Source organism: Saccharibacillus alkalitolerans, assembly GCF_011090185.1.
Taxonomy (GTDB): Bacteria; Bacillota; Bacilli; order Paenibacillales; family Paenibacillaceae; genus Saccharibacillus; species Saccharibacillus alkalitolerans.
The window spans coordinates 87814-110047 of record NZ_JAAFGS010000008.1 but is presented as its reverse complement, the minus strand read 5'-3'; the positions used below and the strand labels follow the sequence as shown (position 1 = coordinate 110047).

17 protein-coding genes are annotated in these 22234 nt (G+C 62.0%); 5 read left to right on the top strand and 12 right to left on the bottom strand.

Going from position 1 to position 22234, the window contains the following annotated elements; translation table 11 throughout:
- Positions 1 to 14: 14 nt before the first annotated feature.
- From GYN08_RS19135 to GYN08_RS19120, 4 genes are all read left to right on the top strand, one after another.
- Positions 15 to 1889: an FAD-dependent oxidoreductase gene (locus GYN08_RS19135; protein WP_166277701.1), complete on the top strand. Its 1875-nt coding sequence runs from the start codon at positions 15 to 17 to the stop codon at positions 1887 to 1889.
- A 210-nt stretch (positions 1890 to 2099) separates the two neighbouring features.
- Positions 2100 to 2531 (top strand): hypothetical protein, encoded by a 432-nt coding sequence (locus GYN08_RS19130; protein ID WP_166277698.1) that lies wholly within the window; start codon positions 2100 to 2102, stop codon positions 2529 to 2531.
- Positions 2532 to 2533: 2 nt separating this feature from the next.
- Entirely contained in the window at positions 2534 to 3514 is a 981-nt protein-coding gene (locus GYN08_RS19125) for a polyprenyl synthetase family protein (protein ID WP_166277695.1), read from the top strand.
- 271 nt (positions 3515 to 3785) lie between these two features.
- On the top strand, positions 3786 to 4268 hold the full coding sequence (locus GYN08_RS19120) for a heme-degrading domain-containing protein (RefSeq protein ID WP_166277692.1): 483 nt from the start codon (positions 3786 to 3788) through the stop codon (positions 4266 to 4268).
- Between the two features lie 401 nt (positions 4269 to 4669).
- Here the strand turns inward: GYN08_RS19120 and GYN08_RS19115 are convergent, their stop codons facing one another.
- The 8 genes from GYN08_RS19115 to GYN08_RS19080 form a co-directional block, all read right to left on the bottom strand.
- On the bottom strand, positions 4670 to 5542 hold the full coding sequence (locus GYN08_RS19115; RefSeq protein WP_166277689.1) for a UbiA-like polyprenyltransferase: 873 nt from the start codon (positions 5540 to 5542) through the stop codon (positions 4670 to 4672).
- Entirely contained in the window at positions 5539 to 6942 is a 1404-nt protein-coding gene (locus tag GYN08_RS19110; RefSeq protein ID WP_166277997.1) for an aspartate aminotransferase family protein, read from the bottom strand. Before GYN08_RS19110 ends, GYN08_RS19115 begins: the two co-directional genes overlap by 4 nt.
- Positions 6943 to 7079: 137 nt before the next feature.
- Positions 7080 to 9155: a peptidase U32 family protein gene (locus tag GYN08_RS19105; protein ID WP_166277687.1), complete on the bottom strand. Its 2076-nt coding sequence runs from the start codon at positions 9153 to 9155 to the stop codon at positions 7080 to 7082.
- Between the two features lie 130 nt (positions 9156 to 9285).
- Positions 9286 to 10122 (bottom strand): energy-coupling factor transporter transmembrane component T family protein, encoded by an 837-nt coding sequence (locus GYN08_RS19100; RefSeq protein WP_166277684.1) that lies wholly within the window; start codon positions 10120 to 10122, stop codon positions 9286 to 9288.
- Positions 10107 to 11327 carry an ATP-binding cassette domain-containing protein gene (locus GYN08_RS23510; protein WP_328802979.1) on the bottom strand — a complete coding sequence of 407 codons (1221 nt, stop codon included), beginning with the start codon at positions 11325 to 11327 and terminating at the stop codon, positions 10107 to 10109. Before GYN08_RS23510 ends, GYN08_RS19100 begins: the two co-directional genes overlap by 16 nt.
- On the bottom strand, positions 11305 to 12165 hold the full coding sequence (locus GYN08_RS19090; RefSeq protein ID WP_166277681.1) for an ATP-binding cassette domain-containing protein: 861 nt from the start codon (positions 12163 to 12165) through the stop codon (positions 11305 to 11307). The genes GYN08_RS23510 and GYN08_RS19090 overlap by 23 nt, the downstream gene beginning before the upstream one ends.
- A gap of 68 nt (positions 12166 to 12233) precedes the next feature.
- The gene (locus GYN08_RS19085) at positions 12234 to 12785 is read right to left on the bottom strand and encodes a Gx transporter family protein (RefSeq protein ID WP_166277678.1); all 552 of its coding nucleotides are present in this window, start codon (positions 12783 to 12785) and stop codon (positions 12234 to 12236) included.
- Entirely contained in the window at positions 12769 to 13161 is a 393-nt protein-coding gene (locus tag GYN08_RS19080; RefSeq protein WP_166277994.1) for a NusG domain II-containing protein, read from the bottom strand. The genes GYN08_RS19085 and GYN08_RS19080 overlap by 17 nt, the downstream gene beginning before the upstream one ends.
- A gap of 500 nt (positions 13162 to 13661) precedes the next feature.
- Here GYN08_RS19080 and GYN08_RS19075 point away from each other — a divergent pair, with 500 nt between their 5' ends.
- The gene (locus GYN08_RS19075) at positions 13662 to 15020 is read left to right on the top strand and encodes a hypothetical protein (protein ID WP_166277675.1); all 1359 of its coding nucleotides are present in this window, start codon (positions 13662 to 13664) and stop codon (positions 15018 to 15020) included.
- A gap of 547 nt (positions 15021 to 15567) precedes the next feature.
- Here the strand turns inward: GYN08_RS19075 and GYN08_RS19070 are convergent.
- The 4 genes from GYN08_RS19070 to GYN08_RS19055 form a co-directional block, all read right to left on the bottom strand.
- Positions 15568 to 15915 (bottom strand): hypothetical protein, encoded by a 348-nt coding sequence (locus tag GYN08_RS19070; protein ID WP_166277672.1) that lies wholly within the window; start codon positions 15913 to 15915, stop codon positions 15568 to 15570.
- Positions 15916 to 15977: 62 nt separating this feature from the next.
- Positions 15978 to 17963: a hypothetical protein gene (locus tag GYN08_RS19065; protein ID WP_166277669.1), complete on the bottom strand. Its 1986-nt coding sequence runs from the start codon at positions 17961 to 17963 to the stop codon at positions 15978 to 15980.
- 105 nt (positions 17964 to 18068) lie between these two features.
- Positions 18069 to 18674 carry a hypothetical protein gene (locus GYN08_RS19060; protein ID WP_166277666.1) on the bottom strand — a complete coding sequence of 202 codons (606 nt, stop codon included), beginning with the start codon at positions 18672 to 18674 and terminating at the stop codon, positions 18069 to 18071.
- Positions 18675 to 22232: a DUF4132 domain-containing protein gene (locus GYN08_RS19055; protein WP_166277663.1), complete on the bottom strand. Its 3558-nt coding sequence runs from the start codon at positions 22230 to 22232 to the stop codon at positions 18675 to 18677.
- Between the last annotated feature and the right edge of the window lie 2 nt (positions 22233 to 22234).

Genomic DNA, 22234 nt, shown 5'->3' with positions numbered 1-22234 from the left:
GGTTGGTTTCCCTGATGAAAAAGATAGTCGTTCTGGGCGGCGGTTACGGCGGCGTTCTGACTGCAAAACGATTGGCCAAAAATTTCAAAAAAAACAACGACGTACAGATTCAACTGATCGACCGTAATCCTTACCATACGCTGCTGACCGAGCTTCATGAAGTCGCGGCGAACCGGACTCCGGAAGATGCGGTCAAGATCGATCTGAAGAAGATTTTCGCCGGCCTCAAGGTCGACGTTGTGCTCGACGAGATCGAAAACATCGACTTCGACGCGCGCTCCCTGCAGGGCAAGCAGGCCGCCTACGCCTATGACTATCTGGTCATCGGAACGGGCTCCAAACCGACTTTCTTCGGCATTCCCGGCGCCGAGGAAAACAGCTACACGCTCTGGTCTTACGACGATGCGGTCAAGCTCAAAGACCGTTTCCGGCAGATGTTCACCGAAGCGGCCAAGGAACCCGATCCGCAAATCCGCCGCGAGAAGTTGTCGTTCGTCGTGGTCGGCGCGGGCTTCACGGGCGTCGAACTGATCGGCGAAATGGCGGAGTACCGCAGCGAACTGTGCCGCGAGTTCTATATCGATCCGTCCGAAGTACGCATGATCGTCGCCGATATGGCGCCGAAAATCCTGCCCCTGCTTCCCGATAAGCTGATCGCCAAGTCGGAACGCTACCTGAAAAAGCTGGATATCGAGATCATTACCGGCAAACAAATTACCGGCGTATCCGAAACGGGCGTCGATCTCAGCGGACAGAAACTGACGGCACGCACCGTGATCTGGACGGCGGGCGTCGAAGGCGCGGAAATCATCGACAAGCTCGACGTGCAGCAAAAAGGCCGGAAGCGGATCGAAACCAACGCTCACCTGCAAAGCCTTGATCACGAAAACGTGTATGTCGTCGGCGATAACATCTTCTTTATTCCGGAAGGCGAAGAACGTCCGGTGCCGCAGATGGTCGAAAATGCCGAACACGCCGCTCCGCTGATCGCTCACAATATTACCGCCGATATCAAGGGCGGAACGAAAAAATCGTACAAACCGGCTTTCCACGGCATGATGGTCTCGATCGGCAGCCGCTACGGCGTCGCCAACGTCGGCCTGCCGGGCAAGTTCTTCTCGCTCACCGGATTCTTCGCGATGTTCGCCAAGCACGCGATCAACGTGCTTTACCTGTTCACGGTGCTGGGCTTCAACAAAGTCTGGACCTACCTGATGCACGAGATTTTCCACGCGCACGACCGCCGCACGTTCCTGGGCGGACACTTCTCGAAGCGGTCGCCGAACTTCTGGCTCGTTCCGCTGCGCGTGTTCGTCGGCTGGATGTGGCTGCACGAAGGCTGGGACAAGCTGCAAAAAGTCATCGATGATCCGAACCATATCTTCCTGATCCCGCCGGATCCGAACGCCGATGTCGTAAGCGCAGCTTCCGAAGCGGTCGGCAACGTCTCTCAAGCGGTCGACGCGCAGGCAGCCGCTTCCGCGGTCGAAAACGCGGGGCAGGCCGTACAGGCGATTCCGGTTCCGGGCTTCATCTCGGACATGGTCAGCTCCATGATGGACCTGATGTTCTACACCGGCGACGGCGGCTATACTTGGCTTGCTACCGCTTTCCAGATCGGCATGGTCGCCGCCGAAATCATCTTCGGCTTGATGCTGATCGCCGGGCTCTTCTCCGCCATCGCCGCGATCGCGACGATCGGCATGGGCCTCATGATCTGGTCTTCCGGCATGGCGCCGACCGACATGTGGTGGTACTGGTTCTCCGCCTTCGCCCTTATCGGCGGATCGGGCAGCGTCTTCGGTCTCGACTATTACGTTCTGCCTTGGCTCAAGAAACACTGGAAAAAAACCTGGTTTGCCAAACGCTGGTATCTTTATACGGACTGACGACCGAATTTGCGTTACGGGCGGGGTCATGTGCAGCTTACGACGCACATGACCCCGCTTTTTTCAACCCGGCAGACGCTGCGTCAGCCGCAAATTCCACGCCGTAAACTTTGCATATTCAACGAATTTGTCTCATAATGTGGGGGAATCCGAGTGAACACGGTATACACGCCGATTCGGTATTTTGTTAGTCCGTCAAGGGGTGCCTTAATGAACGACATCATGATCCGGGAAGCGCTGGATCGCCTGCAGGGCGAGATCGATCCGATCACGCGCATCCGCCTTCATCCGGAGAAGGCGGTGCTGTTCGAAGCGCTGGCCGTCTTTGAACGCTGCGGCGTGGAAAAGCCGAGGCTGCCGGGACTGCTGGCCGTGTATGCGCTGCTGGCCGAAGCGCTGGCCCGCCATTCTCAACCGCTGGAGTTGGACGATCCGGAGCTGACCCGCCGCATTTTGGACGGCGATTATTTGTACAGCCTGTACATCCGATACGCTCTGAAATGCATGGAAGAACCGCTGCTGCGCGAACTGTCGCCATTCGTCAAAAAAATCCAGATTGCCCGGGCACTCGGTCAAAACGGAGAACCTTCTCTCCTTTCCGCCTTCGAGCAGGTGCTGCTGAGACAGAAGGAGGCGCGATAGCCGTGGGACTTCATAAGAAACTTCGCGTCGACCTGCGCCGAATCAACCGGGAGATGAAACGAATCGTCAAGTACGACAACGACGTTCCGCCGAACTCCGAGCTGGAGCGCGCGCTGCTGCAGACCATCGACGCCGGCGGCAAGCGTCTCCGGCCGATGCTCGTTACGGTCGGCAGCCGCTTCGGCGATCGGCCGGACGAACACCGGATCGTGCAGCTTGCCGCGGCAGCCGAGTTCATTCATACCGCCTCGCTGATCCATGACGACCTGATCGACCGTTCTCCGCTTCGCCGGGGGGAACCGTCGCTGCATACGCTGATCGGGCCGGCCAAAGCCGTCTATGTGGGCAATTACATGTCGGCCCGCGTCGTCGAACTGCTGTCGGGCGCGGAACCGCAGCCGGGCAGCGGCCGACAGAGCTTTACCGCCGTCGCGACGGCGGAATTGTGCCTGGGCGAATATGAACAGCTGGAGCACGCTTACGATTATGAACTGAGCCTGGACGATTATCTGCTCAAGTCCCGGCATAAAACGGCCCATCTGATGGCCGTCTCGCTTGAATTCGGCGCCCGAGCCGCGGGAGCGCCGGAGCCGCTCTCCCGCCGGCTGTACGCTTTCGGCGAGCATCTGGGCCTATCGTTTCAGATTCGGGACGACCTGCTCGATTTCACGGCTTCGGACGAGCAGCTCGGCAAGCCGGCCGGCAGCGACCTGCTGGGCGGCCAGGTGACGCTGCCCGTGCTGTACGCGTTGGAAGATCCGGCGCTGGCCGCGGAGATCCGCCGCGTCGGACCGAATACGAAGCCGGAAGACATCCGGCCTCTGCTGGACAAGATTCGCGCAAGCGGCGCCCTTAAGCGCGCCGAAGCTTTCTGCGAGTCGGAGCTGGAACGCGCGCGGGAGATTGCCCGTTCGCTCCGCGATTATGCGGCGCATGAAGATCTGCTGACGCTGACCGATTATTTCGGAGAGCGGAAGTTCTGATCGGGGCAGATATGCAAAGGGGAGTCCCCGGGCCGGAAGGTGTTTCCGCGGCCCGGGGACTCCCCTTTTCCCATGCGGCCGGACTTTATCGGGAAACGCGGCTCAGATCGTTCGATAGACGAAAATGAAGTTTCGATCCCCGAAGCCGGCGGGAGGCGGACGTCAACGATTCGATTCGCGTGTTTTCGCTTCTGCAGGAAAAGGAAATCGGAGATCCGCGTCGAATATTGCTACTCACCAACCAAGCATACTTCAAAGGAGATACTCGTCCATGTCCCTGACAACCGAAGAAAGACTGCTGCAGATGCGGCAGGAAGAAGAAGAACTGCGTTTTCGCACCTTTGACGCCGAGACCGCGCTGCAGCTCGGCCTGACGCTGATCGACGAAGCGCGCCGAACCGGCAAAAGGGTCACGGTCGACATTACCCGCAAAGGACATCGCCTGTTCCTTCACGCGATGGAAGGCACGTTCCCCGAAAACGAAGATTGGATTCGCCGCAAAAACAATACCGTCGCACGTTTTGCGAAAAGTTCCTGGCACACCGCTCTTCAGCTTGGAAGCGAAAACAAAACGCTGGCGAACGATTACGGACTGAGCGATGACGAATTCGTCCTGGCCGGCGGCGCTTTCCCGCTGATGGTTGCCGGGGAAGGCATGATCGGCACGATTACCGTATCGGGGCTGCCCGATCAGGAAGACCACGATCTCGTTACGGCCGGAATCCGGCGTTTCTTGAACGAAGCGCAGGCTTAAGAAACGGTTTGCCGTTATAGCTTCGGACGCCTGGCAAATGCCGGCGTCTTTTTTGTTTCCCCGTACGCCTCAAGGAGCATAACGAAAATTTCCCGCACTACATCCGCGCTTCAGGCCTTTCCTTTTTCCTCTTCTTAAAGGTCAGGTATCCGACTAAAAAAATAGCAAGCGGCACGGCGACGATGCATAAAACGCCCCACCTATACGATTCCGCCGAGCCTTCAAGCAGCCGAAAACGCAGGGAGTCGCTTTGCGCATATCGGGCAAGCAGTCCCGAAACGATAAGGGTGACGGGGTAGGCAAGCTCATTTCGGACATTTTCCCGACCGTATCCGCTCTCCCTTCACTTTATTTGGATCATTCTTCCAAATAAAAAATCCGTACCCACAGGTACGGATTTTTCACAAGAAATAATCCAACATCGTAAACAGCAGAATCAGCATGCTGACCACTTGATTAAGATTGTACGAAGCGATCTTCATCAGGCGGCGGTTATGCGGCTTCACGATGCCGTGTTCCAGCATGAGCAGGAAAGCGGCCAGCACGATTCCGATCAGATAAACGGCACCCAGTCCGCGGAACACGAACAGGAACAGCAGCAGACCGACCATGACGGCGTGCAGGAAACGCGAAATGTACAGGGCCGGCTTAAGTCCGAACGCGCTCGGAATGGAATACAATCCCTGCTTGCGGTCGAAGTCGATGTCCTGGGTTCCGTACAAAATATCGAAGCCGCCGATCCACAGCATGACGACCGTGCCCAGCACGAACGGCGTGAACGCGAACGATCCCGTCACGGCGAACCAGGCACCGATCGGCGCCGAGGCGATGGTAAAGCCCAAATACAGATGGCTGAGCCAAGTAAAGCGTTTGGTATACGAATAGGACGAGATCAGGAAAATCGCGACCGGCGACAGCGCCAGGCACAGCATGTTCAGCATGCCGGCGGCCGCGATGAAAATCGCGTAATTCGCAATCACGAATATCCACACTTCGCGGATGCCGAGCAGCCGCTGCGGCAGATGCCGATGCGCGGTGCGCGGATTGGCCGCGTCGAACTCGCGGTCGGCCAGACGGTTAAACGCGTTCGCTCCGTTGCGGGCGGCGACGAGCGCGATCAGCGACCAGAATACAATTCGCCCAGGCGGAATCCCTCCGGCTGCCCACACGATCGAAATAACAGCGAACGGGAGCGAAAACAGCGTGTGCGAGAACATGACCAGCGCACCGAAATCCCGCGTCTTGCCCCATACGACGCGAATGGCGGCGCTCATTCCGGGCGGCCTCCGTTCGCGGCTTCTTGCGAAAGGAACGGCTCTTTTCCGGCAGGCCCGCTTCCTCCGGCCGAAACGTCATCGGCCGGCGTCGGCGTCTTCGCCCCTTCGGCCGCTTCTTCTTCCTTAAGCCGCTCCTGCTCGATGCCGCCGAGCACCGCGTCGAGCGCTTCAAGCATCGCTTCGATGTCTCCCGGTTCGATCACGATCGGCGGCTGGAACGCCAGCACGTTGCGGGAGACGCCGTTTTTGCCGATCAGGAAGCCTCGGTCCTTCATTTCTTCCAGCACCCGGTCGGTTACGGCCGCGCCGCGCGCCGGATCGCCCGCATACAGCTCGGCGCCGAGCATCAGGCCGAGGCCGCGCACTTCGGACAAGAGATGCGGATAGTACGCGCGCATCCGTTCCAATCCGCGCTTGAGCGCCGTTCCGAGGCGTTCCGCCCGTTCGGGCAGCCGCTCGGCTTCGATGTAATCGAGCACGGCCAGCGCCGTCGCGGCCGAGACCGGATTGCCGCCGAACGTCGAAGCGGACGGCACGTTCAGCGAAGCCGCGACTTCTTCGGTCGCCGCGAAAGCGCCGATCGGAATGCCGCCGCCGAGCGCTTTGGCCATCGTCACGATGTCGGGCTGCACGCCGAGCTGCCGCGAAGCGAGCAGCTGTCCCGTCCGTCCGAACCCGGTCTGGATCTCGTCGGCGATCAGCAGCACCCCGTATCGCTCCAGCAGCGTCTTGGCCCGGGCCAGATAACCGTCCGGCATGACGATCATCCCTCCGTTGCCCTGAATCGGCTCGACGATCATCGCCGCGATATTGTCGCCGGCTTCGTTCAGCACGTCTTCCAGCGCACTGAGCGAGCGTTCGGCCGCTTCCTGCGGATCGAGGCCGAATTCGTACGGCCGGGGGATGAAGTAGACGTGGTCGTCCGGGAAAGGGTCGGTCCGCCACATGCTCAGCCCCGTTACGCTTGTCGTCAGCGATGTACGGCCGTGCAGCGATTCGGTCAGGGAAATGAATCCTCTGCGCTTCGTGTGCCGGCGAGCCAGCACCAGCGCGCCTTCGTTCGCTTCCGAGCCGCTGTTGCAGAAAAACACGCGCGGATACGCCGGCAGAAGCTTTGCCAGACGCTCGGCCAGCAGCGCCGAAGGCTCCGTCAGGTAGATCGTCGTCGTATGCTGGAGCCTGCGCGCCTGCCGGACCGTCGCCTCCGCGATGGCCGGATTGCAGTGGCCGGTCGCCACCACGGATACGCCGGCGAAGAAATCGGTATAGACTCTGCCTTCGCCGTCCGTCACGTGCTGCATGGAGCCGGACACCAATACGGGCGGATTGCGGTAAAAATGCTGGGTGCACGGGAAGAAATGCGCTTTGCGCAGCGCAACGACTTCTTCCGGCGTCATCGAAGCCGCATCGCCCGCGACGCCGCGTTCCTCCCCGTTTTTTTTCGCCTCTTCCGCCGTGTTCGCTGCGCCTGTCACGTTTGTTCCCGTCTTTGTTTCGATATTCGTTTCCATGTTCGTTTCGGTGTTCATTCCGCTCACCCTTTCATGTCTTGAAGCACCGGCTCGCGTTCGGCCGCCGAACGTTTCTCCGAAGCTTCTTCCGCCGAAGGAGCCGCATCGAGCGTCGTCGGCAGGTTCGCCGGCGTGCTGCGGTCCGCCCGGCGGAAAGCCAACGCGCCGAGCGTAAAGCCGGCGAACGCCGGCTCAAGCTCCGCCGCCAGTTCGCCCGCGCGTTCCGGCGCGCCCAGCGCCGTCCGGTATACCGACAATAGTTCCGTCAAGCGCTCGGGCGAATAAGTCGAACCTTCGATGCGGAAATGCGAAATCCCCGCCGCCGCCAGTTCGCCGATCACCGGCAGCATGCAGATCTCTTTCGCCGTCGTCAGATGGCATCGGCCGTGCACGTCTTTATAGACCGGGCTTTCGCCCTTGTCCGTCACGAGCACGAGAACGTCGTCGCGCACGTAGCGGTTGCTTTCTTCCGCGATGGGCTCGTAGACTTCCGTGTTTTCGTACAGGTCGTGTTCCATGTACATGACGACCGGCGTGCCGTGGACCGTCAGCTCCAGCTCGCCCTTCGTCCGGCTCAGCAGCGCGGCCAGATCCGGCAGATTCGCTTCGATCGAAGCGGTCAGACGTTCCACGCCGAGCTCCCGGTACATGCTCTCCGCCATGTGGTTATACAGATTCAGCGACAGGTCGCCGATCATCGGCAGGCCGAACTTCTTGAAGCGGCGCACCGCGCCGATATTCGTGACCAGCAGCGCGTCGAGTCCCGGCACGCCGCCCGACAGCAGTGCATCGTACTGTTCGAAATGAATTTCGTTCATCATGCGCGGCGTCGCCAATACGACACGGGTGTCCCCTTTTAGCGGCGCCAGCTCCGCGATTTCTTTGCGTCCGAACGGCCGGTCCGGCAGCAGCACGTCGCCCGACAGGAACAGTTCGTCGACGCCGGCTTCCAGCGCAGCCTTCGCCTGAGCCATGTTGTTGACCCGTACCGTCAGCTTCGGCGCGGTTTTGGCATCCGTTTTCGTGCCCGCGGCCGCTTTTTCCGCCGCCGTATCCCTCAGCCATTCGCGCACCGCGCCGACGGCCGTCTCGTTCGTTTCGCGTTCCGCCGTGGGCGTGCTGAAAACTTTGCCCGTACTGTAAAACTTGCCCGTGCCTTCATAACGCTGATTGATGTTCGACAATCCCGGCTTGCCGAAAGCGTAAGCGGTGGAGAAGTCCCGTTTGCGATTTTTGTGCAGCTCGGCGCTGTCTACGCCGCGATCGAAGCCGACCGGATCGTCGAGATAGCGGTCGATCGCCTCGCCGTAGCTGTTGACCAGCGCCGACATAAACGCTTTGTCCCGCATCCGCCCTTCGATCTTGAACGAAGTGACGCGGGCGTCGATCAATTCCGGCAGATACTCGTACATGTTCATGTCTTTGGCGGCAAGCGGATAAGGGGTGCTGAACACGTAGCCGTCCTTTTTCATCCGGTAGTCCCAGCGGCACGGCTTGAGACATTTGCCCCGGTTGCTGCTCATGCCGAACAGATGCGAGCTGATGTAACAGTTGGCTCCGTGCACCGTGCACATGTCGCCGTGGACGAAATATTCGATCTCGATCCCCGTCTGCTCCTGAATGATCCGTGCCGTTTGCAGGTCCATTTCCCGCGACGTCACGACCCGCGTCACGCCGTATTCCTGCAGCGCCCGGACCATCTCGGCGTTATGTACGTTCAGCATAACGGAGGCGTGGACCGGCAGCGACAGCCCCTGCTCCCGCAGCAGCGACGGAACGGCCAAATCCTGCGCGATGATCGCGTCGACGCCCGCCCGGTCCAGAAAAGACAGATATTCGCCGGCTTCCGAGACATCCGTCTCGCTCAGCATGTTGTTGACCGTGACGTACGCCTTTTTGCCGAGCCCGTGCGCGACGTTCACCGCTTCGACGATCTCCTCCCGGCTGAAATTGTAGCCTTTGCGCATCATGCGCATATTGAGTCCCGGACCCCCGAAATAGACCGCGTCGCAGTTCGCCCGGATCACCGTATCGAAAATGTCGAACGTGCCCGCAGGCGCCAGCAGCTCGACTTCTCTTCCTTGAAAATAACGTGCCATGCTTATTTCCCCCCTTTGCTGTCGTGAAGCATCCTTGCCGCCATATCTTGAACTTTCCCGTTTTGTGCCGCTTCCTCCGAAATCCATGCCGCGCGAAGTCTCGAAACCGACCCCCGCGTCAAAGCTGTGCCTACGAGACCAAACGCATGATCAAGGCTCCGGCCGGCAGCAGGGCGAACAGCAGCGTGAACCACGTGTCCGCCGCGCGCCAGGCCAGCTGCCGGTATGCCGTGCGCGGAGCGCCGATCCGGTAGCCTCGGGCTTCGAGCGACGTCGTCAGCTCCTCCGCCCGCCGGAAAGCGCCGACCGTGACGGGCACGAGCAGGGACAGCAGGAGCCGGGCCTTGTCTTTTGCGTTCATTTCTTCGTAGTCCGCTCCCCGGGCAGCCTGGGCTTTGAGAATCGTCTGCGCCTCCTCCAGCAGAGCCGGAATGAAGCGCAGCGCCAGCCGCATCATCAGCGAAAAACGCTCCGCCCCCGTTCCCCCGCGGGAGATCGGCTTGAGCATGCCCTCGATGCCGCGGCTGAGCATGGAAGGCGTCGTCGTAAAGGTCAGCAGAGCCGTAAAGACGATCAGCAGCGCCATCCGGCTCACCGCCAGCAGCGCGGCGGACAAGCCCGCCGACGTCAGCGTGACCGGCCCCGCCGTCCACGTCCAGAGCGCCGTTGCCGCCGTCGATGCCTCGGCAGACCCGGCCCCGGGCCCGGCAAACAGCTGAAACAGAAAAACGAACAGCATCAGCCAGCGCAGCGGCCGCATCGTGCGCAGATACGTTTTCGGCGGGATTTTCGTCGCCGCCAGCACGGCCGCGGCCAGCAGGGCCAGTACCGCCAGCTGCGCCCATCCGTCGGACAGGATCAGTGCGGCGGTAAACAGCAGCATCGCCGTGATTTTCGCCCGCGGGTCCAATCCGTGCACTTTCGAGCCCGTCGGGATCATGCGTCCGATGATCAGCTTGTCGCGCATACGTTTATCCCCCGTTCGCCGATTGTCTCCGCCTCCGCCCGGCGGACGCTTTCCGCGCGAGGCAGGCTTTCCGCCTTATCGCTCGGAGCAGGCGGGCGGCCGCTGCCGGCTTCCCCGAGGAGGTGCGTCGGCCCGCTGCCCGCTCCTCCGAACGGCTTGCGGACGTTCCCGCTCCGTGCCGAGATTTCGGCCCCCCGCACCGCTTCCGCGATGCGCAGCGCCATATCGTCGGCCGTGCGAGGCAGCGGCAGCGCCGCAAGCTGCGGCAGCCGGGCCGTCCATTCCGCCCAGCAGCGCAGCTGCTCGGGCACGGCCACGCCCCAGCCGGCCAGTTCGTCCGCACGGTCGGCCAGTTCGTCGGCGTCGCCCCGGAACACGGCGCGACCTTCGTGCATGACGATCCATTCGTCCGCCGCTTCGAGCAGCTCCTCGATCCGGTGCGTCACCATCAGAATCGTGCGGCCTTCTTCCCGGCACAGCCTCGCCAGCAGGGCGATCAATTCCCGCCGCGCGGCCGAATCCAACGTGGCCGTCGGCTCGTCGAGCATCATAATCTCGGGACCCGCAGCCAGCACCGAAGCGATCGCGACCCTGCGCATCTGTCCTCCGCTCAGCGTCAGCGGATGGCGCAGCAGCAGCTCTTCGCCCAATCCCATCGACGCCAGCGCTTCCGCGGCTCGGCGCTGCGCTTCTTCTTTCGGCAGGCCGAAGTTCAGCGGGCCGAACATCAAATCCTTTTCCACCGTATCTTCGAACAGATGCTGCTCGGGAAACTGGAAGCTAAGCCCGATCCGGCGGCGCAAAGCGTTCAGCTTCGGCTTTTTCATGCCCGGCAGCAGCGTGTGATCCAGCACCCGGACGGAGCCGCCCGTCGGCAGCAGCAGCCCGTTCAGCAGCTGCAGCAGCGTCGACTTGCCCGAGCCGGTGCCTCCGGCGATGCCGACGAGCGTCCCCCTGCGCACCCGCATATTGACGCCGTGCAGCGCCGCCGACGCGAACGGGCCGCCGGCTTGGTACGTGTAATCGGCATCGGTCAGCTCGATTACGATCTCGCGTTCGGCCGCCGAGTCCGTCTGTCCGGGCGCCTCGAACGTGCCCCTTCCGGCCGAAGCTTCCGCCTGCTCCGATCCGCTTCGGTCCCGGTCTTCTATTCCCCTGTCTCCCGAGCTTTCGAACTGCCGTTTATGTCTGCCGATGCCGAACACGACCGTATCCCCCTTCGCCTGCCTGTTTCGCTCCCGTTTCCGCCGCGCCGCCGTCCGACGCCGCCGCCCCCAAAGCCGACAGCCGACGTTCCAGCCTCAGCCCGAACGGAAGCTCGATGCCGCAGTCCCCCAGCAGCTCCTCGTCCGCAAAAAAAGCGTCGGGCGTCCGGTCGGCGCGGACGAACCCGCCCTTCAGCGCCCAAATCCGGTCCGCCGCCAGCATCTCGGCCGCGTCGTGCGTGACCGAAAAAACGGTGTAGCTCCCCTGCCGCTTCATGTCCCGCATGACTTCCAGCAGCTCGCGGCGGGACCGCTCGTCCTGCATGGAAGTCGCTTCGTCGAATACGACGATCTCCGGCTCCATGGCGAGGCAGGCCGCGACCGCGCAGCGCTGCTTCTGTCCGCCCGACAGTTCCCCCGGATGCCTGCCGAGCAGCGCTTCAATCTTCAGCCTATGCGCATACCGTTCGATTCGGCGTTCCATTTCCGCGAGATCCAGGCACAGTCCTTCCAGACCGAAAGCGATATCCTCTTCCACCGTCTCCCCGATAAACTGGTTGTCCGGATTTTGGAAGACCATTCCGATTCTCGCCCGCATAAGCGGCGCATTGCGTTCGGTCAGCTCCTCCCCGAATACGGACACCGTTCCCGACCGAGGACGCAGCAGCGCGTTCAGCAGGCGGACGAGCGTCGACTTGCCGCAGCCGCTTTCCCCCACGACGGCGATCCACTCGCCTTTTTCGGCGCGCAGGCTGATATCCCGCAGCACCGGCTCCCCTTTTTCATACTCGAATTCGACGTTTTGAAGCTCGGCCGCGGCCGCGTTTTTCCGTTCCATATCTTTCCCCCCTCTTCGCCGCGGCCCGTTCCGCCACTCTTTTTTGCCTGATGACGCGCAGCCCCCGTTTAATCTTCCGGAACGAACGCCGCGAACATTTTCATATGGCCCAGCGCATTCGTCAGATAGCGGACCGCGATGCCGACCACGATTCCCGTCGCGACGCCCGCGATCATCAGCACCGGCAGATAGTAGAAAATGTTGAGCGAGTCGATCACGATCGCCGCCGCGCCGAGCTGACCGATATTGTGCGCGATCCCCCCGGCGACGCTGATCCCGATCAGGCTGAGACGCTTGCGGCTGATCTTCATCAATCCGTACATGACGGCAAAACTGAGCAGGGCCCCGAACAAGCTGAACAGCAGCATCGAAAAGGTCCCCAGGATCATTGCGGTCAGAAGCGTCTTGAGCACGACCAGCATCAGCGTATCCTTGCCGTTCAGGAAGTAAAGACACGTCAGGATCATGATGTTCGCCAAGCCCAGCTTCGCTCCCGGCACCATGAACGTCCCGAGCGGGATGAGCGATTCGACGATGCCCAGCACGACGGCGGCGGCCGAGAAGATCGCCAGGATCACCGTTTTTTTCAACAGCAAAGATTCTTCAGCCAACGACGTCATCGACTTCCAGCTCCTCTCCGGAATCCACTCCGATAAAGACCGACACGCGGTGCGGCAGACACACGATCTGCTGTCCCGGCCGCGTGACGAACCCGAAGCCGAGACACAATTTGTCGGGACAGTCCGCATCGATCATCTGCACGCCGCCGTCGTGGATTTTGATCTGATTGAACCCCTTGTCCGTGTTGATCGTAACCAACTGCTCTTCCTCGGTCAGCGGCAGCGTCTTGTAGGGCTTGCCGTCGACTTCGATATGCACGACGCGATTTTGGATGTGATTTTTTTCACTTTCATCTCCATTCAAATACCTCGGAACGATAAAAGCGAGCGCCGCGATCAATACGATTCCGATCAGAATCAAGTCGCCCCTTTTCATCATCTTGCCTTTCATTGCATGGCCCCTCACCCGTACTTTGCACCAAATTTCACATATGTTTTCAAGAAAAAGCTCCTCGCTGCAAAATACTCATTTTTTTGAATACCTAAATCTTAGATGCCTCCATTATACGCCCGCCTCCCCTTTTCGACAATGCTTCTCGCAGGCGCAGACGAAACGTTTTCGGTTCATTTCACAAATTGCTCAACATTCTATAAAAATTTAGATAAAAATGAAGACGATACAGCCGCAGCGAACGTTATAGAGGGATCGGATGAAGAAGGGCGCCGAATGCGGAGCGCGCGGCGGGCCCGCTTCCCTCTTCGGCAGGCCGGGACTGCGCGGACGGATCCTTTGCGGCCGGGAGCGGCGGAATCTGTTAAAATGGAAAAATAATGCGCGAGACCGGACTGCGGGCATCGACGTACAGCCGCAGAGGGCAGTAAGGCAGTTGACCGGCGGCCGCGCAGACAGTCCGGAATAGAACAGGAGGAACGAAGATGAAGCTCAGCGGGAAATCCCGGTTTTTGCGCGCCGCGCTGGCGTCGGCGGCTTTGCTCGCCGTGCTGGGCGCCTGCTCGGGAGAAAGCGCAAAAACGGCGAACGGCGGCGGAACAGGCGCCGAGACTCCCCGTCCGATCGAGTCGGACGGCTCGGGGACAGCGGAGACGACACGGCCGGACGGCGGAACGGCGACCGAGCAGCCGCGGGAAGACGGCGGCCGGACGGCGCCTGCGGAGGCGGAGAGCGGCGGCGCGGCGCGGGCCGAGCAGCGACGGCCCGATGGCGGCACGCCTCCGGCGGAGGCGGAAAGCGGCGGCGCGGCGCGGACCGAGCAGCGACGGCCCGATGGCGGCACGCCTCCGGCGGAGGCGGAGAGCGGCGGCGCGGCGCGGGCCGAGCAGCGCCGGCCGGATGACGGCACGCCTTCGGCGGAGCCGGAGAGCGGCGGCGCGGCGCGGGCCGAGCAGCGACGGCCCGATGGCGGCACGCCTCCGGCGGAGGCGGAGAGCGGCGGCGCGGCGCGGGCCGAGGAGCGACGGCCGGATGGCGGCACGCCTCCGGTGGAGGCGGAGAGCGGCGGCGCGGCGCGGGCCGAGGAACGCAGCCGGCCGCAGGAGAGCAAGCGGCCGCAGAGCGGCGAGCAGGCGCAAGAGCAGGCGCCTCAGGACGCGCCGAGCGGCGCCGCGAAGGAGCGGCAGCGTCCCGAAGGCGAGGGCGGCGGGCAGACCAAGAAGGATGCGGGCTCGCTCTCCGAACAAAGTCGGACGAATAAAGGTAACCCGGCCAAGGATCGCAGCACGGCGGACGAGCGGCAGCGCCCGACGGCCCCGCCGAAATGGACGGGACCGAACGGCACGGCCGAGATGTCTCGCTCCGGCTCCTCCTTTCCGGGCAGCGGACAGTATTTGATCCACACCCATATCCGCCCGGGCTTATACCGCTCGGTCGGCACGATCGAATACTGGGAACGCGATTCGGGATTGTCCGGCACGGCGAAGGATCGGATCGCCGGCGGCAGCCCGAAAGGTCCGGCCGTCGTCGAGATCAAGTCGACGGACGCCGGCTTCGTCTCGAAAGGTTCGGGCTGCTGGCAGGCCGTAAGCGCCGGGAAATCCGTCTCGCCGAAAACGAAATTCGGCGCCGGTACTTATATCGTCGGCGTCGATATCGCTCCGGGGCGCTACCGCTCGTCGGGCGGCGCGGATTTCTGGGCCGCGCTGTCCGGCTTCGGCGGCGAACACTCCGACATCCTGCGCAGCGCTTCGCCGGGAGGCTCCTCTCCGGTGACGGTCGACATTAAAGCGACGGACAAAGGATTCACCTCGACCGGAGCGCTGTGGACGAAGATTAATTGAACAGACCATCGGTCGAAGAAGCCGCCGCTCGAAGAAACCGCAGCGGCAGCCGAAACCTTCTTCAGAGCCTTTCTTCAACATCTTTGTTCAGAATCTTTCTTCAATTCGAAAACCGCAATTCGAAAACCGCTTTTTAAACACTCCTTTTTGAAATAAGTGCACATGAGCAGCTATTTGGCTCCTATGTAAGCCGAACGAAGAAATAGATGCAAATAAGCAGCTATTTCGCGGAAAAAGAGGAAAAATCGCCTCTTTTCCGAGATTTAACTGCTCTTACGCACTTATTTTGTTCAAGTCGGCCTATAAAGGGAAAATAAGTGCTCTCCTGCAACTATTTTCTCCTGCCACCGGGAGGCGGGAGAACAATCCCGCTTTCTGCCCAAACGAGCCCGCCGTTTATTTTCTCCGCTGCTTTTGCAGGCGGTTCAGAGCTTCCGTTTACGCAAACTCCAAAAAGAGCCGAAAAGTCCGCTGGGACTTTCCGGCTCTTTAAGCATCATAAGGCGCGCCGCTTACTTAGCCGCGCGGCGCGAAGCTCATCGCCGCTTCAAGACTCGGCTTCCTCCGCTGCGGAAGCCAAGTCTTCTTCGGACGATTCGCCGCTGCCGCCTCGGGCCAGCTCCGCGTACCCGCACAGGCGGAAAAAGGCTCCCGCCAGCTCTTCCGCGGCGGTCTCCCCTTCGGCTCCGCTGCCCGCCGAAAGCCGGCTGCGCTCCCCCGCTTTCGCAAGGCGGCGCAGCAGTTCCTCCAGCAGCCCCATGCCGAGCCGCTGCGCTTCGTCCGCCAGACGTTCCAGCCGCTTCGCGTCGTCCGACGCGAACTGCGCGGCTCCCCGCAGCAGAAGCTCTTCCGTCCAATCGTCCACCCGCTCGAGCAGGCGGTTCATCTCGTTCATATTTCTCCTCCGTTTCGGGACGGCCGACTTCTCCCTCGCGTATCCCCGCGCGCCTCTCCCGCCTACAAATCCAGCTTCAGATTGATCTGTCCATCTCCCTGCAAAAAGCTGATCGGATGAACCGCGTCCTCCTCGATCGAGGCGAATACGTAAAATTCTCCCGCGTCCGGCAGGCCGCGCCCCGACTCAAGGCGATTGATCGCCGTTTTCCAATCGGCATGGTACGGCAAGGTCAGCTCCAGCCGATCTCCCGCCGCGCCCGCGATCGTCAGCTTCAGCGCCTGGGCGGCGCGGTCGTAGGCGCAGCCTTCGACCGCGGAAGCTTTCAACAGCTTCAAGCTGCGCGCGGGCGCTCCGAACAGGCTGTCCCGCCCGCGCTCCTGCGCGAGTTCCGCGAAGCCGCCCGCGGCCAGGCTGCCGAAGTCGAATGCTTCGACCGGCGGCCGCTCGGGCAGCGCCAAAACGGGCGAGCCGCCGGAGGACAGCCGTCCGTCCGCGCTGACCTTGACCGAACGGAAAGAGAGCATCGAAGCGCTCGCCGCCTTGAGCGTCAGCTCCGGCTTCCACGGCGAACGTTCGCGGTAATGCCGGGAGAAAGAGAACTCCGCTCCTTCATAATAAGCGGGACGGGCCTGCGTGTAGGTATAGACGCCGTCGTCCTCCGCGCAGTAGAAATAATACGTGATCCCCCGATACCCGGATCTCGTCTCCCACGGCTCCGCGCCGAGAGCGTACAGATCGAGCCTCGGCACCGTGTAATACCGGCTGCGGAAACGCCCGGCCAGCTGTGCCCGGCGCGCAGGCCCGATGTCCCGCTCCAGCGCTTCGAGCATCAGCGCCACGCGGGTCAGGCGGCTCAGCAGCGCTCGGCCCGAGAAGCGAATATGCCGCGCGAAGAACAGCTCCAGCTCGCCGTGAATGCCTCTCGCTTCGCGTTCCAGATTCGGCAGGCCGCCGCTGCGCGCGGCGATCGCCAGCAGCTCGAAGCGAGCCGCGAAGCTGTGAGGCAGCCGGGCCAATCCGCTGCCCAGCAGCGCCCGCACGCTCTCGCGGAACTCGCGGAGCAGCTCCGGCGGCGGCGCCACCGGAGACAGCTGCCCGGCCAGCGCGTCTTCGTCGCGAAGCCCTCGGCTCGCCCGGTAGCGCAGCAGCGCCTCGAGCTTGTACATCTCGCCGTCGGCGCCCGGTACCGCGCAGAGCGCGCGGGACACGTCCCCCGCGTCCGTGAAAGCCACTTCCACGCCGGATCGGTTCATCCGCACGACCAGCAGCGAGCCTTCGTCGACGTTCAGCTCTTCGCGGTAGCGCAGGCGAAACGCCGCCTCTTCGACCCTGGAAGCGTTAAAAGGAGCGATCAGCTCGCTGATCTCCCGTTCCAGCAGCCACCCGAAATCCGGCTTCGGCAGCTCGTCCGCCGGTTCCGCAGCCGAGCCGGCGGACAGTTCGCCGTCCGCTTGGACCGTCTCGGCCGAAGCCTCGCTCGCATCCGCAGCCGCGCCGCGGACCGCGTCTTTTCCCTGCCCCGAATCTTCGGCAGCAGCGCCGGCTTCCTCCGTGCCGGCCGCGGACTTTTCGCTCTCCTTTTTCGCTCCGCTTACGCTTCCCGAACCATCCGGCTCCGGAAGCGCAGCGTTACCGGCTTCCTCCGCGCCGGCCCCGGGCTTTTCGCTCTCCTTTTTCGCTCCGCTTACGCTTCCCGAACCATCCGGCTCCGGAAGCGCCGAATTCGCGGCCGCCTCGCCGCCGGCCGCCGCCGCTCCCCCTTGACGGCGCGCGTAATACAGAATCCCGATCAGCACGTGCTTGCAAATTTTGTCCGACGGACAGCTGCAATCGAAACGCTCGATCGAATCGGTCAAGACGCAGACGGTGCCGTCGTCCAGCGTGCACGTCACCTCGTCCGTTCCGAAGGCATACTCCGCGGTCGTTCCTTTTTCCATATCTTTGAGCGCCCGATTGTACAGCCCTTTATTCGCGTAACGGATCAGATAATCTTCCGTGCACAGCGCCGTCAATCGGCGGAACCGCCGTTCCATCGAATCGCCCATTTCCGTTCGCCTCCGTTTCCCGGCACGTCTGCGCCCCCGATGTTCAACAAACCGAAGTAACGCCGATCCGGCCCCGGTCCCGACAGGACCGTCCGCGATGTTTCGCTAAGCGTCTTCTTCATCGTTCAGATACTCGTCCAGATACTGCCGCACCGCCGCTTCGTCGCTCAATTCGACGCTGACGCCCCAGGCCAGATCGGCCAGCATGAGCGGAGCGATTCCGGCCAGCGTTCGCAGCAGCTTTAAACTCAGGTCGTACCGCTCGCGATTTCCGATATTCAGCAGCATCCAGGCTTTGCGCAACGTTCCGTCCTCATGCTCGCACAGAAGTACGGTCTCTTCGTCGGGCCCGAACGCCTTGATGCCGGGACATTCCGCCTCATAAGTGGAACCGTAGCCTGTTGTCACCTTGTCGTACGGACGCGCGAACGAAGATACCGCCCGTTCGACGTTCGCCAGCGGAATACCGAGCCCGGCCAGTTCTTTCGGATCGCTTTCCCGCACGTAAAGGTCCGTATAGCCTCCTTCCGTCCGATGCTGTTCCGCGAAAGCTTGAATCCGCTCCATTTCCGCTTCGACGTTTCCCCGGCGCTTCGCGGGCATCAGCTCCAGCATGGCGTAATCGTCTTCGTGAAAGAAAAGACTGCGAATGCCGCCGCCTGCGGGCGCCGCCGAACGCGGCCGGACTTCCGGCGGATCGCTGCGTTCCATTCAGTTCTCTCCTCCGCTCGCCCGCAAAATGTCGTATACCGTCTCGCTGAACACCCGGTCCGGCACGTTTTTCAGCGGATGTCCGGTCATGACCGTATAGTAGTAACCGTCGCCTTTGTTGCCGAAAAACTCGAGTTCTTCCAGCGTGACGTCTTCCATTCCTTCATAGTAAGCGATGCTTGCCCCGCTGAACGTCAGACGGGCGATCAATTCGCCGTACTCCTTGAACAGCTCGTTGTAGAAGCCGCCGTCCTGCGCCCGGCCTTTGACCCAGCCGTATTTCTCCAGCGCTTTCGGGAAAGCGGTCGGCGAATATTCGCCCTGCGGCAGGCGGCTGTAAGTCCGGCGCTCCAGTTCGTCTTCCTCCGGCGCGTACACCGGACGGTTCAACTGCACGAACGGCTGGAGAATTTCGTAGTCTTCCAGCTGCGTTTTCCAGGCTTCCAGCGTGTCCGTGTCCAGTTCGAGCGGATGGACCAGGCCGATGACGGCGTCTTCCGCCAGTTCGTATTCGTCCTCATCCACCGTGTTGAACGTGCCGTCTTCCATATAGCGGAACGTCGTTTCGACCGCCGTGTCCTCGCCGCTTCCCCCATAGACGCCCCAGATCAGGCCCACCGCGAACCGCCGCATGATGACGTTGCCGACAAACAGCTCCCGCCATTCCCCGGCCCGCCACAGCCGCCGTTTGGACAGCGATTCCTCCAGCCGCTGCGCCTGGATGCCGACCATCGTTTTCAGATCCTTTTTGAGCTGGGTGAAACGGGCTTTGGACTTCGCGGCAAGTTCCGCATCGTCCTTCTGTCCCGGCGCCGGAAGGCTCTTGACCGGCTTGCCGGTCTCGTCGTTCACGGCGGACAGCTGCAGATCGGCGTTAACCTTGACCGTGAACGAGCGTTCCCCGTAGCCGAGAACCAGTTCGCCGTTCGCGTCGAAGCCGAGCTGCGTAATCAGCCGGTCCGCCAGCTGTTCCTTGGTCAGGCCCAAATTGTCCGCCGCCAGTTGGAGCGCTTCTTCCGCCGCTCCCTTGACCTGGCGGTTCTTGATCGTGCGGCCCAGCCGGTCGATCGTCATCAGCGCGGCGGTATCGTTGGTGTAGGCCAGCGCCCGCACCGCTTCCGCCGCGATGGCGCCCCGGCTGTTCTCCGTCCAGTCTTTGATCTGGCCGCCGAGCAGGTCGATCATGCTTCGGCCGCCAAAGCGCGCCGCCAGCGGCAGCACCCATTTCTCCTTGGCCGGCGCCCCGTCTTCGATCCACAGCCGCAGCACTTCCGTCGCGAACGCCGTCAGCGAATCCGCATCGGCGTATTCCGCCACCTCGTCCAGGCGCGGGCTCGGTTCGGAAACGAAGTCGACGGACTCCGTCAGCACATACGTCTTGATCGCCTCGTCCAGCTTATGGCCGTCTTTGGCGCGCAGTTCAGGCAGCCCGTCCAGCGGCATCCCCTTCAAACGGGCCGCCTTTTTGGCGTCGGCATGGGCGGCCAGCGCGGCGTGCGCGTATTCCGCCGGCTTGCCCAGCGTATCCAGCAGCGCCTGCAGGCGGGCTTTGAGCGCGGCCGACTTTTCTTTTGCAAGCAGATTCCGGTACGCGTCCCCTTCTCCTTCGATCCCTCTCAGCAGGTCGATGACGATCTCGCGGACGCCGGCCTTTTTCTCCTCCAAATAGAGCTTCACGTACAGGTCTTTGTCGGGACGCCGCAGCAGCTGGCCGCGCGCGATTTCGCGAATGCGCTTGGACGAATCGCCCAGGCCCATCCGCAGCGCCCGGATCAACAGCGCCTCGTCCGCCCCGCCGGCCGATTCGCCGCCGCCCGGCAGCGCCTCCTCCAGAATCGTCTGCCGGACTTCCGCCTGCACGTCGTTATAATAATCGAGGCATTTTCCCAAACGATGGCGGATGATGCTCCGCAGCTCATCTTCCGGAACGCGCGCATAAGAGTAGTATTCGTTCGCTCCGTTCAGCAGCAGCAGTTGAAGCAGCAGCTTTTCGCTGTCGACGCCCGGGTCTTTTTCCGCCAGCTCCAGCAGTCTCTCTCCGCTGAATACCGGCGAACGGTACAGATAAGACAGGAATCCCGCCGTGCCGATCTCCGGATGAGCGGCGATCTTGACGAACCGGGCGTACGTTTCGGAGTCTTCCGGCAGCAGCGTCACGGCGATGAGCAGGTTGCGGCGCCGGCTATCGTTGCCGTGCGCGTTGTCCCAATCATGCGAAGGCTTATGTTCGAGGTAAGTTTCGAGCGGCAGTTCGCCCTGCAAATATTTCGCCAGGCTTTTTCCGAGAATGCTGCCGTAAATTTTGTCCGACAGCGCCTCCAGCACCAAGCGCTCGATGCCGCCTTCGCTCTCCGGCGTCATGCCCGCGTCCTCCATGACCCGGTAGACGTACGCTTTGAGCAGCGGGCGGCGCAGGATGGCGAACAGCCGCTTCGTGCGTTCGGGATCTTTCGACAGTTCGCTTTTCATCATCGTCCACGCCGGCATGTAGCCGTCGATCTCGTCCGCCAGCGTCTGGATCAGCGCGAACGGCTCGTCGAGCGGCACGATGCCTTCGAGCAGCAGATCGGGGTCTTTGCCCGTATTCTCCAGCAGCAGCAGCTGGTCGCGCGTTTCCAGCGGCAGGATTTCGTGCGCGACTCTTACGCCTTCGAGCACCGCCCGCGTCAGTTCCGACGACGATTCCAGCAGTCCTTCCTTGCCTCCTTCGAGCAGCAGCACATAGTAAAACGCACTGCGCAGCGTCGTCATCAGCTCGTTCTGCTTCTCCCGCTTGAGCGGCTCTTTGCGGTCGAGCGCCGAGTCCGGGAACAGGCGCTCGCGCACGGCTTGGCGGCGGGCCTTGAGATACGCTTCGTCCAGATCGAGCCGCGACGCCGTGTCCTTGAGCGGAAGTTCCCGGATCGCCAGCGGTTCGAATTCGCGCAGCAGTTCCGCCCGCAGCGGCTCCGCGTCTTCGTTCAGCAGCTCCTGCAGCAGCTTCGGCAGCTGTTCTTTCATCTCGTTCATGAACTCCGGATCGATCTGCCCGTACAGCTTCAATGCCAGCAGCGTATCCGCGCTCGTCTCCTGCGGAAGCACGTATTTGCCGACTCCCCGGCTCATGTTGATGTGCATGCGGAACATCTTGCGGACGTTCTCGCCGCCCGCGTACCGGTGCACGCTGCGCAGCCGCTCGAGCGTCTTCGCTTTCCGCTCTTCCATATCGCGTACCTGGCGGCCGCCGAGCACGAAGCCGCTCAGCAGCTCCCCCGTGGCCATCCGCAGCAGTTCCCGTTCCTGATACGACAGCATGCCTTTGCCTTTGGTCCACAACAGAAGCGAGAATGCCCGGTAAAATTCGTCCCCGTCCGCCTTATCCGCCAGCTTGCCCAGCGCGTCGAGCGTCCGATGCAAAAAGACGTTGGAGCCCGCCAAGACGTCGGGACGCTCTTCGGTCGCCCCCGTCACATAGTCGATCACGGCGTCTTTGCGGCTCACGGCCAGCGAATAGTCGTCCGAGAACGACTTTGCGAATTTTTCGACCAACGGGTCGATCGTTTGATTTTGCAGTGCCATAT